The sequence below is a fragment of the Streptomyces sp. ISL-94 genome, from assembly GCF_018614075.1.
In the GTDB taxonomy this organism is placed as follows: domain Bacteria; phylum Actinomycetota; class Actinomycetes; order Streptomycetales; family Streptomycetaceae; genus Streptomyces.
In genome coordinates, this window is record NZ_JAGGOZ010000056.1 from 1 (window position 1) to 14,492 (window position 14,492).

12 protein-coding genes and 1 riboswitch are annotated in these 14,492 nt (G+C 68.7%); of the genes, 10 read left to right on the forward strand and 2 right to left on the reverse strand.

Annotated features, from left to right (window positions below; all coding sequences use genetic code 11):
• Positions 1-196: 196 nt before the first annotated feature.
• Positions 197-1,582, reverse strand: a complete 1,386-nt coding sequence (locus tag J7E94_RS18400) for a cysteine desulfurase/sulfurtransferase TusA family protein (protein WP_215016691.1) — start codon at positions 1,580-1,582, stop codon at positions 197-199.
• A gap of 283 nt (positions 1,583-1,865) precedes the next feature.
• Between J7E94_RS18400 and coxB the strand changes: the two genes are divergently transcribed.
• The 4 genes from coxB (at position 1,866) to J7E94_RS18420 (ending at position 6,328) form a co-directional block, all read left to right on the forward strand.
• A complete protein-coding gene (gene coxB / locus J7E94_RS18405; RefSeq protein WP_215016693.1) occupies positions 1,866-2,840 on the forward strand; it encodes a cytochrome c oxidase subunit II in 975 nt (324 codons plus the stop codon).
• The gene (gene ctaD, locus J7E94_RS18410; protein WP_215016695.1) at positions 2,837-4,573 is read left to right on the forward strand and encodes a cytochrome c oxidase subunit I; all 1,737 of its coding nucleotides are present in this window, start codon (positions 2,837-2,839) and stop codon (positions 4,571-4,573) included. Before coxB ends, ctaD begins: the two co-directional genes overlap by 4 nt.
• Positions 4,570-4,968 carry a cytochrome c oxidase subunit 4 gene (locus J7E94_RS18415; RefSeq protein WP_215016697.1) on the forward strand — a complete coding sequence of 133 codons (399 nt, stop codon included), beginning with the start codon at positions 4,570-4,572 and terminating at the stop codon, positions 4,966-4,968. Before ctaD ends, J7E94_RS18415 begins: the two co-directional genes overlap by 4 nt.
• Before the next feature lie 115 nt (positions 4,969-5,083).
• Complete coding sequence (locus tag J7E94_RS18420; protein WP_215016699.1) at positions 5,084-6,328, forward strand: Ig-like domain-containing protein; 1,245 nt, start codon at positions 5,084-5,086, stop codon at positions 6,326-6,328.
• A gap of 78 nt (positions 6,329-6,406) precedes the next feature.
• Here J7E94_RS18420 and J7E94_RS18425 read toward each other — a convergent pair whose 3' ends face one another.
• Positions 6,407-6,811, reverse strand: coding sequence for a hypothetical protein (locus J7E94_RS18425; RefSeq protein ID WP_215016701.1), 405 nt, complete (start codon positions 6,809-6,811; stop codon positions 6,407-6,409).
• A 198-nt stretch (positions 6,812-7,009) separates the two neighbouring features.
• Between J7E94_RS18425 and J7E94_RS18430 the strand changes: the two genes are divergently transcribed.
• From J7E94_RS18430 to J7E94_RS18455, 6 genes are all read left to right on the forward strand, one after another.
• Complete coding sequence (locus J7E94_RS18430; protein ID WP_215016703.1) at positions 7,010-7,630, forward strand: heme-copper oxidase subunit III; 621 nt, start codon at positions 7,010-7,012, stop codon at positions 7,628-7,630.
• Positions 7,631-7,707: 77 nt separating this feature from the next.
• Positions 7,708-8,517: a c-type cytochrome gene (locus tag J7E94_RS18435; protein WP_215016705.1), complete on the forward strand. Its 810-nt coding sequence runs from the start codon at positions 7,708-7,710 to the stop codon at positions 8,515-8,517.
• Positions 8,514-9,572: a ubiquinol-cytochrome c reductase iron-sulfur subunit gene (locus J7E94_RS18440; RefSeq protein ID WP_215016707.1), complete on the forward strand. Its 1,059-nt coding sequence runs from the start codon at positions 8,514-8,516 to the stop codon at positions 9,570-9,572. Before J7E94_RS18435 ends, J7E94_RS18440 begins: the two co-directional genes overlap by 4 nt.
• Positions 9,569-11,200: a cytochrome bc complex cytochrome b subunit gene (locus tag J7E94_RS18445; RefSeq protein WP_215016709.1), complete on the forward strand. Its 1,632-nt coding sequence runs from the start codon at positions 9,569-9,571 to the stop codon at positions 11,198-11,200. Before J7E94_RS18440 ends, J7E94_RS18445 begins: the two co-directional genes overlap by 4 nt.
• A 205-nt stretch (positions 11,201-11,405) precedes the next feature.
• Positions 11,406-12,497 (forward strand): anthranilate phosphoribosyltransferase, encoded by a 1,092-nt coding sequence (gene trpD, locus J7E94_RS18450; protein WP_215016711.1) that lies wholly within the window; start codon positions 11,406-11,408, stop codon positions 12,495-12,497.
• 107 nt (positions 12,498-12,604) lie between these two features.
• Positions 12,605-12,721, forward strand: a riboswitch (SAM riboswitch).
• A gap of 222 nt (positions 12,722-12,943) precedes the next feature.
• Positions 12,944-14,368, forward strand: coding sequence for an aminotransferase class V-fold PLP-dependent enzyme (locus J7E94_RS18455; protein WP_215016713.1), 1,425 nt, complete (start codon positions 12,944-12,946; stop codon positions 14,366-14,368).
• Positions 14,369-14,492 lie beyond the last annotated feature (124 nt).

Below are 14,492 nucleotides of genomic sequence, written 5' to 3' on the forward strand. Positions count from 1 at the left end.
GACGAAGCGGGCCTTGGTGCGTGAGCCGAGGAGACACTCCGGAGGGGCACCGCCCCAAGCCCCGCTCCGGCCCCGCCCGGGGACACCACCCCAGCCCCGCCGGCGCTTGAGGCGCGGGGGCCGGGGCGGAGCCCCGGGAAGCGGCGCGGCACGCAGGCAAGGACGGGGCGTCCGGGGTCCGGGGCGGAGCCCGGGGTCAGAGGAGGCGGCGGACCGTGTACGCGACCCCCGTCGGGCGCTCGGCTTCGCCGAGGTAGGCGTGGCCCCGCATCACGCACCACGCCGGAATGTCCAGCCGCGCGACCTCGTCGTCCGACAGGACCGTCACCGTGCCCCCCACCGGCACGGTGACGATGGCCCGGGCCAGTTCGATCACCGGCTGCGGGCAGAGCAGCCCGAGCGCGTCCACCTCGACGGAGTCCGCCACCGGCGGCACCGGCGCGGCCGACGGGGTCGTCATGCCCAGCCGGTCGCGCACGCCGGCCACCGCACCCGGCAGTACGTCCAGGAACCCGTTCACCTCCTCCGCGGTGGTTCCCAGCGGGAGCGACACCCGGACGTTCCCCTCCGACAGCACCCCCATCGCCCGCAGCACGTGACTCGGGGTCAGCGTGGAGCTGGTGCAGGAGGAGCCGGAGGAGACCGAGTAGCCCGCCCGGTCCAACTCGTGCAGGAGGGTCTCCCCGTCGACGTAGAGGCACGAGAAGGTGACCAGGTGCGGAAGGCGCCGGTCGGCGTCGCCGACCACCTCCACGTCCGGTACCAGCCGGACCACCCGCCGCCGGATCCGGTCCACCAGGACCCGCAGCCGGGCGGCCTCCGCATCCGCCTCGGCCCGCACGGCCCGCAGCGACGCCGCCGCCGCCACGATCGCCGGGAGGTTACCGAAGCCGGGGGAGCGCCCCGACTCCCTCTCGTCCGCCGGGACTTGAGCCGCGAAGCGGACCCCCTTGCGGACGGCCAGCAGGCCCACCCCGGGCGGGCCGCCCCATTTGTGCGCGCTCCCCACCAGCACGGACCACGCACCCTCCACCGGACCCCAGCCCAGCGACTGCGCCGCGTCCACCAGCAGCGGCACCCCGGCGGCCCCGCACACCTCGGCCACCTCCGCCACCGGCTGGACCGTGCCCACTTCGTGGTTGGCGGACTGGAGGCAGGCCAGCGCGGTCGACGGGCCGAGCGCGTCCGCGTACCCGGCCGGGGCCACCGCGCCCGACCGGTCCACCGGGACCTCCGTCACCGTCCCGCCGCGCGCCGCGTGCGCGTCCGCCGCATGCAGTACAGAACTGTGTTCGACCGCCGATACGACCAGGTGCTCTCCGACGCGCCGGCGCCCCGCGAGGACCCCCGCGATCCCCGTGTGAACCGCGTGCGTCCCCGAAGGAGTGAACACCAGCTCGTCGGGCCGGCATCCCACCGCCTCCGCGGCCGCCTCCCGCGCCGCGTCCAGCAGCAGGCGCGCCCGCCGCCCCTCCCGGTACAGCCGGGCCGGGTCGGCCCAGCCCTCGTCAAGGGAGGCCTGCAACGCCTGGCGGGCCACGGGGTGCAGGGGAGCGGCGGACGCGGTGTCGAAGTACGGCATCCGGTCACGCTAGCCGCAGTCCCCGACCGTTCGAGGTCAGGGGGCGTCAGATGTCTTCCGGAGCCCCTGGTTCAGGGCCGTTCGCACTGTCCCCCGGACGGCGGATCCATCCCTTCGGGGGCAGTAGCGGCGCGTTGGGCACCCTCCCCGCGCGACCCCAAATAGCGTCCAGTAGGGTTTGGTCCGCATAAACATCCAAACCCCTGCCTGCGTCAGGGCCGGCGACCGACCCGAACACGGCCGCGGCCGGCCGCGCGGGCCGAGACTCTCGGGAAGGCGCTACGTGAGTCCCTACGGCTCCGACCGCTCGCCGCGGCGCCCGATGCGGCGGAAGCTGCTGCAGGCGCTGACTGCGGGCGTGGTCCTGGCGACCGCCACTGGTTGCTCGTATACATGGAAAACCTTTCCCCGCCTCGGATTGCCGAAGCCGGTAACCGAGGAGGCGCCGCGCATCCTCTCCCTGTGGCAGGGATCCTGGGCGGCCGCGCTCATCACGGGCATCCTGGTGTGGGGCCTGATCATGTGGAGCGTCATCTTCCACCGGCGCAGCCGGACGAAGGTGGAGGTCCCCCCGCAGACCCGGTACAACATGCCCATCGAGGCGCTGTACACCGTGGTCCCGCTCATCATCGTCTCGGTGCTCTTCTACTTCACCGCGCGTGACGAGTCGAAGCTGCTCTCCCTCTCCGCCAAGCCGGCGCACACGGTCAACGTGATCGGCTACCAGTGGAGCTGGGGCTTCAACTACATCGAGAACGTCGACGGCGACGCCGCGACCCCGAAGGCGGGCGAGGTCCCCAAGGAGCTCTCCGCCATCCCGGACCGCTTCGCCAAGGACTTCCCCAAGGGCGCCGAAGGCGTCTACCAGAAGGGCGTCCCCGGCGACCGGAACCCGGACACCGACAACCCCGGGCCGACCCTCTGGCTGCCCAAGGGTGAGAAGGTCCGCTTCATCCTCTCGTCGAATGACGTCATCCACTCCTTCTGGGTAGTGCCCTTCCTGTTCAAGCAGGACGTCATCCCGGGCCACACCAACGTCTTCGAGGTCACCCCGACCCAAGAAGGCACCTTCCTGGGCAAGTGCGCCGAGCTCTGCGGTGTCGACCACTCCCGGATGCTCTTCAACGTCAAGGTGGTCTCGCCCGATGAGTACCGGGCGCACCTGAAGGAGCTGGCGGAGAAGGGGCAGACCGGCTTCCTGCCGGCCGGCATCAAGCAGACCGACCCGGCCCGGAATGCGGAGACGAACAAACTGTGAGCATCCTCAACGAATCCCAGGGTGCCGCCGCAGCTGACTCGTACGAGAACGAGCTGCCGGTGCGGCGCAAGCGGCCGGGCACCGTGGTCGTGAAGTGGCTTACCACCACCGACCACAAGACCATCGGCACGATGTACCTGGTCACCTCGTTCGTGTTCTTCCTCATCGGCGGGATCATGGCGCTCTTCATGCGCGCCGAGCTGGCCCGTCCGGGTACGCAGATCATGTCGAACGAGCAGTTCAACCAGGCGTTCACGATGCACGGCACGATCATGCTGCTGATGTTCGCGACGCCGCTGTTCGCCGGATTCGCGAACTGGATCATGCCGCTGCAGATCGGCGCGCCCGACGTGGCGTTCCCGCGGCTGAACATGTTCGCGTACTGGCTCTACCTCTTCGGCTCGACCATCGCGGTCGCCGGCTTCGTCACCCCGCAGGGTGCGGCCGACTTCGGCTGGTTCGCCTACTCCCCGCTGTCGGACGCCGTCCGCTCGCCGGGCATCGGCGCCGACATGTGGATCATGGGTCTGGCCTTCTCGGGCTTCGGTACGATCCTCGGCTCGGTCAACTTCATCACCACGATCATCTGCATGCGCGCACCCGGCATGACGATGTTCCGCATGCCGATCTTCACCTGGAACGTGCTGCTGACCGGTGTCCTGGTCCTGCTCGCCTTCCCGGTGCTGGCCGCCGCGCTCTTCGCGCTGGAGGCGGACCGCAAGTTCGGTGCGCATGTGTTCGATGCCGCGAACGGCGGGGCATTGCTGTGGCAACACCTCTTCTGGTTCTTCGGACACCCAGAGGTGTACATCATCGCGCTGCCGTTCTTCGGAATCATCTCCGAGGTCATCCCGGTCTTCTCCCGTAAGCCGATGTTCGGTTACATCGGTCTGATCGCCGCGACGATCTCGATCGCCGGTCTCTCGGTGACCGTGTGGGCCCACCACATGTACGTCACCGGCGGTGTGCTGCTGCCGTTCTTCTCCTTCATGACCTTCCTGATCGCGGTACCGACCGGTGTGAAGTTCTTCAACTGGATCGGCACCATGTGGAAGGGCTCGCTCTCCTTCGAGACCCCGATGCTCTGGACGATCGGCTTCCTGGTCACGTTCACCTTCGGTGGTCTGACCGGCGTCATCCTGGCCTCGCCCCCGATGGACTTCCACGTCTCCGACTCGTACTTCGTCGTCGCGCACTTCCACTACGTCGTCTTCGGCACCGTGGTCTTCGCGATGTTCGCCGGCTTCCACTTCTGGTGGCCGAAGATGACGGGCAAGATGCTGGACGAGCGCCTCGGCAAGATCACCTTCTGGACGCTGTTCATCGGCTTCCACGGCACCTTCCTGGTGCAGCACTGGCTGGGTGCCGAGGGCATGCCGCGTCGTTACGCGGACTACCTCGCCGCCGACGGCTTCACCGCGCTGAACACGGTCTCGACGATCAGCTCGTTCCTGCTCGGCATGTCGATGCTGCCCTTCCTGTACAACGTGTGGAAGACCGCGAAGTACGGCAAGAAGGTCGAGGTCGACGACCCGTGGGGCTACGGCCGTTCGCTCGAGTGGGCGACCTCCTGCCCGCCGCCGCGGCACAACTTCCTCACCCTGCCGCGGATCCGCTCCGAATCCCCGGCGTTCGACCTGCACCACCCGGAGATCGCGGCCCTCGACCACCTCGAGGACCACACCGCCGGCGGCACCAAGGCGCTCACCGGTGACAAGGAGGCCGGCAAGTGAAGATCCAGGGCAAGATGTTCCTCTGGCTCTCCTTCTTCATCCTGGTCATGGCCGTCGTGTACGGCGTGTGGTCGAAGGAGCCCGTAGGCACCACCGCGCTCTTCCTGGCCTTCGGCCTGAGCGTCATGATCGGCTACTACCTGGCCTTCACGGCCAAGCGCGTGGACGAGATGGCCCAGGACAACAAGGAGGCCGACGTCGCCGACGAGGCGGGCGAGCTGGGGTTCTTCTCCCCGCACAGCTGGCAGCCGCTCTCGCTGGGCATCGGCGGCGCGCTCGCGTTCATGGGCGTCATCTTCGGCTGGTGGCTCATGTACTTCTCGGCCCCGATCCTCGTGATCGGCCTGTGGGGCTGGGTGTACGAGTACTACCGCGGTGAGAACCAGAACCAGTAGCAGCACCGCTTACAGCAGTGGCGTGGGGCCCGGGCACCTCTTCGGAGGAGTCCGGGCCCCTCGTTTGCAGTCACCCCGCGCGCCGTAATTGTCATATCTTCATAGCGTTGTCCCCATGAAGCACTCACCGCGTCTTTGGACGGTAGTCAGCTGCTCCCTGCTGGTCGCGTCCCTCGGGGCCGGCGCCACCGCATGCGGGTCCGGCGACAACCCGCTGTCTGCCCGCCCGTATGACGCGGGCGATCAAGTCGCCTTCAACCAGGCACCCGGGGGCCGCCCCGTCGACCCCGACAAACCCCTCGAAGTCACACTGAAGGGGGGTGAGAGCCGCATCACCGACGTGACAGCCGTGGACACCCACGGCCGCCACCTGGCGGGCGAACTGTCCGCCAAGGGGGACCGCTGGCACAACACCGTCCCCATGGCAGCCGGTGTCCGCTACACCGTCACCGTCAGCACGGAGAACGCCAAGGGCGCCCCAGGGCAGCGCACGGCCGTTTTCGACACCACCCCGGCCAAGGGGGTCCTCAAGGTCGAATTCGGCCCGGACGCGGGCAAATACGGGGTCGGACAGCCCCTCACGGCCGAACTCAGCGAACCCGTCAAGGACAAGGCCGCCCGCGCCGTCATCGAACGGGGGCTGGAGGTCAAGGCCCCGGCCGGCGTCGACGGCGCCTGGCACTGGGTCGACGACAAGAAGCTCCACTACCGCCCCAAGGAGTACTGGCCCGCCCACAGCGAGGTCTCCGTACGGAGCAACCTGGAGGGCGTCAGGATCTCCGACCACCTCTACGGGGCCGCGGCCAAGCCGCTGAAGCTGGAGATCGGCGACCGCGTCGAGGTCGTCACCGACGCCTCCGCGCACTACCTCACGTTCAAGCGCAACGGAGAAGTGATCAACACCATTCCGGTGACCACCGGAAAGCCCGGCTTCTCCACCCGCAACGGCATCAAGGTGGTCCTCGGCAAGCAGTACTTCGTCCAGATGCGCGGCGACACCGTCGGCATCGGCGGCAGCGAGTACTACAACCTGCCCGTCTACTACGCCACCCGCGTCACCTGGAGTGGTGAATACGTCCACGCCGCGCCGTGGTCCGTCGGCTCCCAGGGCTACGAGAACGTCAGCCACGGCTGCACCGGCATGAGCACCGGCAACGCCGCCTGGTTCTACGAGAACATCACCGAAGGCGACGTCGTCCAGGTCGTCAACAGCATCGGCGAGGACATGGACACCTTCGGCAACGGCTACGGCGACTGGAACATGGACTGGAAGGATTGGCGCCAGGGCAGCGCCCTCCTCAAGGGCACCCAGGAGGGCCGCAACACCATCGACCAGGCCCGCCTGCGCCCGACCGTCTGAACGGGGGCCGCACGAGGGCCCGTACGGGCCGAAACGGAGCACGGGGGTCCATACGGGCCCCCGCGCTCCGTCGCCGCCTCAGGCGGCGGAGGAGGCCAGCCGGGACCGCAGGAGGGCCGCCAGGGCCTCGGGGAACTCCACCGGGTCCACCGGAAGGGTCACGGCCGCGTCCGCGCGGCTCCAGGTGGCCAGCCAGGCGTCCTGTGGACGCCCCATCAGGAGCAGCACCGGCGGGCACCGGAAGATCTCGTCCTTGATCTGCCGGCACACGCCCATGCCCCCGGCCGGCACCGCCTCGCCGTCCAGCACGCACACGTCGATGGCGCCCGCGTCCAGCGCCGTCAGGACCGCCGGCAGCGTCGCGCACTCCAGGAACTCGACCGGCGGCAGGTCCGCGGCCGGCCTGCGCCCTGCCGCCAGCCGCACCTGCTCCCGGGTGCCCGCGTCGTCGCTGTAGACCAGAACCCGCGCAGTCGCCCGCATTTCGTTCCTCCACGTGTCCCGTGAATCACGTTGATGTTGCGCGGGATGCTACTCCTCCCGATGCGCTGTCAACATCGGTTCGGCCAGGTCGCGACTGGCGGCCGGAGGGCGATCTGATGGGCCGTTCGGGCCTTGCACACGCCTCGGACACTCCGAACGGCACCCCCCGGGGTGAGGGCGGGATAAGCGACCGACATAATGTCGGTCGTGGCGACAGCAACGACAGTAGATACCGGGCACGCGCACCCGACGGTCAACCGGCCGAACCTCGTCAGCGTCGGAACCATCATCTGGTTGAGTTCCGAGCTGATGTTCTTCGCGGCCCTCTTCGCGATGTACTTCACCCTGCGATCCGTGACAGGCACCGAGTACTGGACAGAACAGGCCGCGGCCTTGAATCTGCCCTTCTCGGCGACGAACACGACGATCCTGGTGCTTTCCTCGCTCACCTGCCAGCTCGGCGTATTCGCCGCCGAGCGCGGTGACGTGAAGAAGCTCCGGACGTGGTTCATCATCACGTTCGTCATGGGTGCGATCTTCATTGGCGGCCAGGTGTTCGAGTACACCGAGCTGGTCAAGCACGAGGGCATGTCCCTCTCGTCCGGCCCGTACGGAACGGTGTTCTACCTGACCACCGGCTTCCACGGGATGCACGTGACGGGTGGTCTCATCGCCTTCCTGCTGGTCCTCGGCCGGACGTACGCGGCCAAGAGGTTCACCCACGAACAGGCCACGTCGGCCATCGTCGTGTCCTACTACTGGCACTTCGTCGATGTCGTCTGGATCGGCCTCTTCGCCACGATCTACCTGATCAAGTAGCGAACACGTCACCGGGCAACGACCCGGCACTCCATCCAGAAACACCGACGCAGAAGATCCTGACACCGGGGTAATCCGTGAAAAAGCTCTCCGCACGACGACGCCATCCGCTGGCGGCGGTCGTCGTTCTACTCCTCGCGCTGGCGGCCACTGGGGGGCTGTACGCCGCCTTCGCCCCTGCGGGCAAGGCGCAGGCCGACGAAACCGCCCAGTCCCTCGCCATCGAGGAGGGCCAGAAGCTCTACGCCGTGGGTTGCGCAAGCTGCCACGGAACCGGCGGTCAGGGTTCCTCTGACGGCCCGAGCCTGGTCGGCGTCGGCTCCGCGGCCGTCGACTTCCAGGTGAGCACGGGCCGCATGCCCGCCCAGCAGCCCGGCGCCCAGGTGCCGAAGAAGCCGGTCATCTACGACCAGGCGCAGATCGACCAGCTGGCCGCGTACATCGCGTCCCTCGGGGCCGGCCCGATCACGCCGACCGAGAAGCAGTACGACCCGACGGGCGCCGACATCGCCGCTGGTGGTGAGCTGTTCCGCAACAACTGCGCGCAGTGCCACAACTTCACCGGCGAGGGCGGCGCGCTGACGAACGGCAAGTACGCCCCCAACCTCGAGGGCGTCGAGCCGAAGCACGTCTACGAGGCCATGCTCACCGGCCCGCAGAACATGCCCTCCTTCCCCGACAGCACGATGCCGGAGAAGCAGAAGAAGGACATCATCGCGTACATCCAGAACGTGAACGGCGAGAAGTCGGTCAGCCCTGGCGGCCTGAAGCTCGGTGGCCTCGGCCCCGTCTCCGAGGGTCTGTTCGGCTGGATCTTCGGGCTGGGTGCGCTGATCGCTGTCGCCGTCTGGGTCGCGGCCCACACCGCTAAGGCCAAGAAGTCATGAGTAGCCAAGAGATTCCCGAAGAGAAGCACCTGCCGAGCGAGCAGGGCGACGCGCACCACGGTGCCGTAGCGGTCGCGGACGATCCGTTCGCCGACCCGGGCCTGCCGGTCCACAAGCCGCGTATCCAGGACATCGACGAGCGGGCGGCGAAGCGTTCCGAGCGCACCGTCGCGATGCTGTTCACGCTGTCGATGCTGGCCACCGTCGGCTTCATCGCCTCCTACGTGGCCATCCCGGTCGAGAGGATCGTGTACATCTTCCCCATCGGGAAGGTGAGCGCGCTCAACTTCGCCCTGGGCATGACCCTGGGCACGGCCCTCTTCTGCATCGGCGCGGGCGCGGTCCACTGGGCCCGCACCCTGATGTCCGACGTGGAGGTCGCCGACGAGCGGCACGAGATCGCCGCTCCGGCGGACGTCAAGGCGAAGGTCATGCAGGACTTCGCGGACGGCGCGAACGAGTCCGGCATCGGCCGCCGCCCCCTGATCCGCAACACGATGCTGGGCGCGCTGGCCATGCTGCCGCTCTCCGCCCTCGTGATCATGCGCGACCTGGGTCCGCTGCCCGAGGACAAGCTCCGCAAGACCCTGTGGGCCAAGGGCAAGCTGCTCATCAACCAGAACACGATGGAGCCGCTGCGTCCCGAGGACGTTCTCGTCGGTTCGCTGACCTTCGCCATGCCGGAAGGCCTGGAGGAGGACCAGCACGACTTCCAGAACCAGATCGCCAAGGCCGCCCTGATGATCGTCCGGATCAAGCCGGAGGACATCAAGGACAAGCAGGAGCTGGAGTGGTCCCACGACGGGATCGTGGCCTACTCCAAGATCTGCACCCACGTCGGCTGCCCGATCAGCCTGTACGAGCAGCAGACGCACCACGTGCTCTGCCCGTGCCACCAGTCCACCTTCGACCTCTCCGACGGCGCCCGTGTCATCTTCGGCCCGGCCGGTCACGCGCTTCCGCAGCTGCGGATCGGTGTGAATGACGAAGGCTTCCTCGAAGCGCTCGGCGACTTCGAAGAGCCCGTCGGTCCTGCATTCTGGGAGCGCGGATGAGCACTGCGACCACTGACACCAAGGCGCGCAAAGCGCCCGCCGGCGAGCGCGTAGCGGACTGGGCGGACGGACGCCTGGGCATCTACACCCTGGCCAAGTCCAACATGCGCAAGATCTTCCCGGACCACTGGTCCTTCATGCTGGGTGAGATCTGCCTCTACAGCTTCATCATCATCATCCTCACGGGTGTGTACCTGACGCTGTTCTTCCACCCGAGCATGAACGAGGTCGTGTACCACGGCTCGTACGTGCCGATGCAGGGCGTCCAGATGTCCGAGGCCTTCGCCTCGACGCTGGACATCAGTTTCGACGTCCGCGGCGGTCTGCTCATCCGGCAGATCCACCACTGGGCGGCCCTGATCTTCGTCGCGGGCATGGTCGTGCACATGATGCGCGTCTTCTTCACCGGCGCGTTCCGCAAGCCGCGCGAGGTCAACTGGATCTTCGGCTTCCTGCTGCTGGTCCTCGGCATGTTCACCGGTTTCACCGGTTACTCCCTGCCGGACGACCTGCTCTCCGGCACGGGTGTGCGCTTCATGGAGGGCGCGATCCTGTCGATGCCGATCATCGGCACCTATCTGTCGTTCTTCCTTTTCGGCGGCGAGTTCCCCGGCGGTGACTTCGTCGCGCGGTTCTACTCGATCCACATCCTGCTGCTGCCCGGCATCATGATGGGCCTGCTGGTGGCCCACCTGATCCTGGTCTTCTACCACAAGCACACCCAGTTCGCGGGTCCCGGCAAGACGAACAACAACGTCGTCGGCATGCCGCTGCTGCCGGTCTACATGGCCAAGGCCGGAGGCTTCTTCTTCCTGGTCTTCGGTGTCATCGCGGCCATCGCGGCGATCGCCTCGATCAACCCGATCTGGGCGCTCGGCCCGTACCGCCCGGACCACGTGTCCACCGGCGCGCAGCCCGACTGGTACATGGGTATGCCGGAAGGCCTGATCCGAGCCATGCCGGGCTGGGAGATCAACCTGTGGGGTCACACGCTCGTCATGGGTGTGCTCATCCCGCTGATGCTCTTCCCGCTGGTGCTCGGCGCGATCGCCGTCTGGCCGTTCATCGAGTCCTGGGTCACCCAGGACAAGCGCGAGCACCACATCCTGGACCGCCCGCGCAACGTCCCGACCCGTACGGCCTTCGGTGTCGCCTGGATCGCGGAGTACATCGTGCTGCTGATCGGCGGTGGAAACGACATGTTCGCGCAGTACTTCCACCTGTCGCTCAACTCGCTCACCTGGTTCGTCCGGATCGGCTTCTTCGCCGTCCCGGTCCTCGCCTTCATCGCCACCAAGCGGATCTGCCTCGGCCTTCAGCGCCGGGACCACGACAAGGTGCTGCACGGTCGCGAGACCGGCATCATCAAGCGTCTGCCGCACGGTGAGTTCGTCGAGGTCCACGAGCCGCTGCCGCAGGGTCAGCTGTACAAGCTCACCTCGCACGAGCAGTACAAGCCGCTCGAGCTCGGCCCGACGGTCGACGAGAACGGTGTCGAGCGCAAGGTGAAGGCCACGCAGAAGCTGCGCGCGAAGCTCAGCAAGGGCTTCTACGCGGAGAACAACCAGATTCCGAAGCCCACGGTGGAGGAGTACAAGGAGATCCAGAACGGCCACGGCCACCACTGATCTCCCGCACGACCTGCAGGGCCCGCACGACCCGCATGACCGCATGAGGGATTGATTTCGGTCAGTCCTGGTGTCGCCACGGCGAGAGCCCCGTCCAGTGTCTGGACGGGGCTCTTTGCCGTCTCCTGGGCTGGATAGGCTGAAGCCCTTCCCATTCGACGTGGGCGGCGAGCACGGGGGCGGCCCACTAGCACAGGAGCGGACCATGAACGTGGTGACCCCGGCAGGCGGCGACAGCGTGGCAGCTCTCCCCCAGACTTCGTCCGGGGGGACCCCCACCTGGCCGGGCGTTCTCGACGCCCTGCTGACCGGCCAGGACCTGCGTGCCGAGGACACCGCCTGGGCCATGGACCGGATCATGCGCGGGGAGGCCACCGACGCCCAGATCGCCGGCTTCGCGGTCGCGCTGCGGGCCAAGGGGGAGACGGTCGCGGAGATCAACGGCCTGGTACGGGCCATGTACGCGCACGCCAACCTCATCGAGGTGCCGGGCCGGACGGTGGACATCGTCGGCACGGGCGGCGACGGGGCCAAGACGGTGAACATCTCCACGATGTCGGCGCTCGTGGTGGCCGGTACGGGCGCGAAGGTGGTCAAGCACGGCAACCGGGCCGCGTCCTCCGCGAGCGGGTCCTCGGACGTGCTGGAGGAGCTCGGCGTCAACCTCAACCTCACCCCGGAGCGGGTCGTGCAGGTCGCGGAGGAAGCCGGCATCACCTTCTGCTTCGCCGTGAAGTTCCACCCGGCGCTGCGTCATGTGGCGGCGGCGCGCAAGGAGCTGGGCATCCGCACCACCTTCAACTTCCTCGGCCCGCTGACCAACCCGGCGAGGGTACGGGCCCAGGCCACCGGCGTCGCCGACGCCCGGGTGGCCCCCATCGTGGCGGGAGTCCTCGCCGAGCGGGGTTCGTCCGCGCTGGTCTTCCGCGGTGACGACGGCTTGGACGAGCTGACGACGACCGCCACTTCGCGGGTGTGGTGGGTGCGCGACGGGAAGGTCTCGGAGCAGGCCTTCGACCCGCGCGACGTGGGCATCCCCCTGGTGGACGTGTCCGCCCTGGGCGGCGGGGACCCGTCGTACAACGCGGACGTGGCCCGCCGCCTGCTGGCCGGTGAGACGGGCCCGGTCCGCGACGCGGTCCTGCTCAACTCGGCAGCGGCCCTCGTGGCGCTGGACCCGGGCCCGGGCACCCTGGAGGAGCAGCTCGCGGCCGGCATCGCCCGTGCGGCCGAGTCGATCGACTCGGGTGCGGCCCGGGCGGCCCTGGAGCGCTGGGTGGCGGCGAGCAACGCGTAGCACGCCCGTCGGGCCCGATTCCGTCTGATCGTTTTGAGCCAAGACCCCGGTCCGCATCGCGGACCGGGGACTTGCGTTCGGGGGATCATGTGGCAGGATGCTGGACAGGTCACGAGTGACAGCGTTTAGGCCCCGGCTTGCTGTCCGGCAACCCTCCTTCCGTGGCGGGGTGCCCCGGGTGATGACCAGGTCGTAGGCAGCAAGGCCTACGGCAAGCGCGGATCCCTCGACACCAGGGGTCCTGGTCTCTCGAGGAGCGTTTTCCGTGAGCAAGCGAATGCGATAGGGCGACTCCGCCCCTTCTTCAACCCTCGGATCAGGGTCACTTCGGTGTACCCCGGATCGGTCCGAGGACTTCCCGTACCCGGTCGGCCGCGCCGAGCCGAGTCGTACCCGCGTACGGGCACACCGAAGCCATTCAGACCTGCCTGCCGGGAGATACCGCCATGTCCGCTGCCCTGAACGCCGCCGCTGCCATCACCGCTACCGCTGCCGCCGAGGCCTGTGCCGAGCCGCTGCCGGTCCTCGGCCGGGACGTCACCGTCCCGCTCGTCACCGGCGGCGAGGTCACCTACGCCGCCCTCGACTACGCGGCCAGCGCCCCCGCCCTCCAGCGGGTCTGGGACGACGTGGCCGCCTACGCCCCCTACTACGGCAGCGTGCACCGCGGCGCCGGCTACCTCTCGCAGCTCTCCACCGACCTCTTCGAGCAGAGCCGGGTCACGGTCGCCGAGTTCCTCGACTGCCGCCCCTGCGACCAGGTCGTCTTCACCCGGTCCACCACCGACTCCCTCAACCTGCTCGCCGCCGTGCTCCCGGCCGACTGCCAGGTCTTCGTCTTCGAGACCGAGCACCACGCCGCACTGCTGCCCTGGACCAACGCACAGGTCACCTACCTCAACGCCCCCCGCACCCCCGACGAGGCAGTCGCCACCCTGGAGCGGGCGCTCGCCGGCCGCGACCCTTACGGCCCGGCCCTGGTGTGCGTCACCGGCGCCTCCAACGTCACCGGCGAGCTGTGGCCGGTGAAGGAGCTCGCCGCCGCGGCGCACGCCCACGGCGCGCGGATCGTCCTGGACGCCGCCCAGCTCGCCCCCCACCACCCCGTCTCGGTGCAGGAGCTGGACGTGGACTGGGTCGCCTTCTCCGGGCACAAGCTCTACGCCCCCTTCGGCTCGGGCGTGCTCGCCGGCCGCGCGGACTGGCTCCAGCAGGCCGAGCCGTACCTCGCCGGCGGCGGCGCCTCGCGCAAGGTGACGCGACGCGTCAACGGGGCGGATGCCGGCGGCGTGGACGTCGAGTGGCACACCACCCCCGCCCGCCACGAGGCCGGCTCCCCGAACGTCATCGGCGTCTACTCCATCGCCTCCGCCTGCAAGGCCCTGACCGAAGCCGGCTTCGACAGCCTCGTCGCCCGTGAGCGCCACCTCATCGCCAAGGTCCGGGACGGCCTCGCCGAGGTCCCGGCGGTGCGCGTCCTGTCCCTCTTCGGGGACGACGCACCGCGCGTCGGTGTCATCTCCTTCGTGGTGGACGGCTGGAACAGCTCCCACTTCGCCGCCGCCCTCTCCGCCGAGCACGGGATCGGCGTGCGCGACGGCCTCTTCTGCGCCCACCCGCTGGTCCGCACCCTGCTCGGCAGCGAGCCGCATGCCCAGGGCGAATGCGGAGCCCCCGAGGCGGCCCCGGGCGAGCTCCCCCAGACTTCGTCCGGGGGGACCCCCGCCCTGAACGCCATCCGCGTCAGCTTCGGCGCCGGCACCCCCGACGAGCACGTCGAGCGGTTCGTCCGCGCGGTCAAGGAACTCGTCGCGGACGGCGCCAAGTGGCAGTACCGCACGGAAGAGGGCCGCTGCGTCCCGGCCGTCTAGGGTTGGGGTTCGCCTCAAGCGCCGGCGGGGCTGGGGTGGTGTCGCCGGGCGGGGACGGAGTGGGGCTTGGTGCGGTGCCCCTCCGGAGTGTCTCCTCGGCTCGCGCACCAAGGCCCGCTTCGTC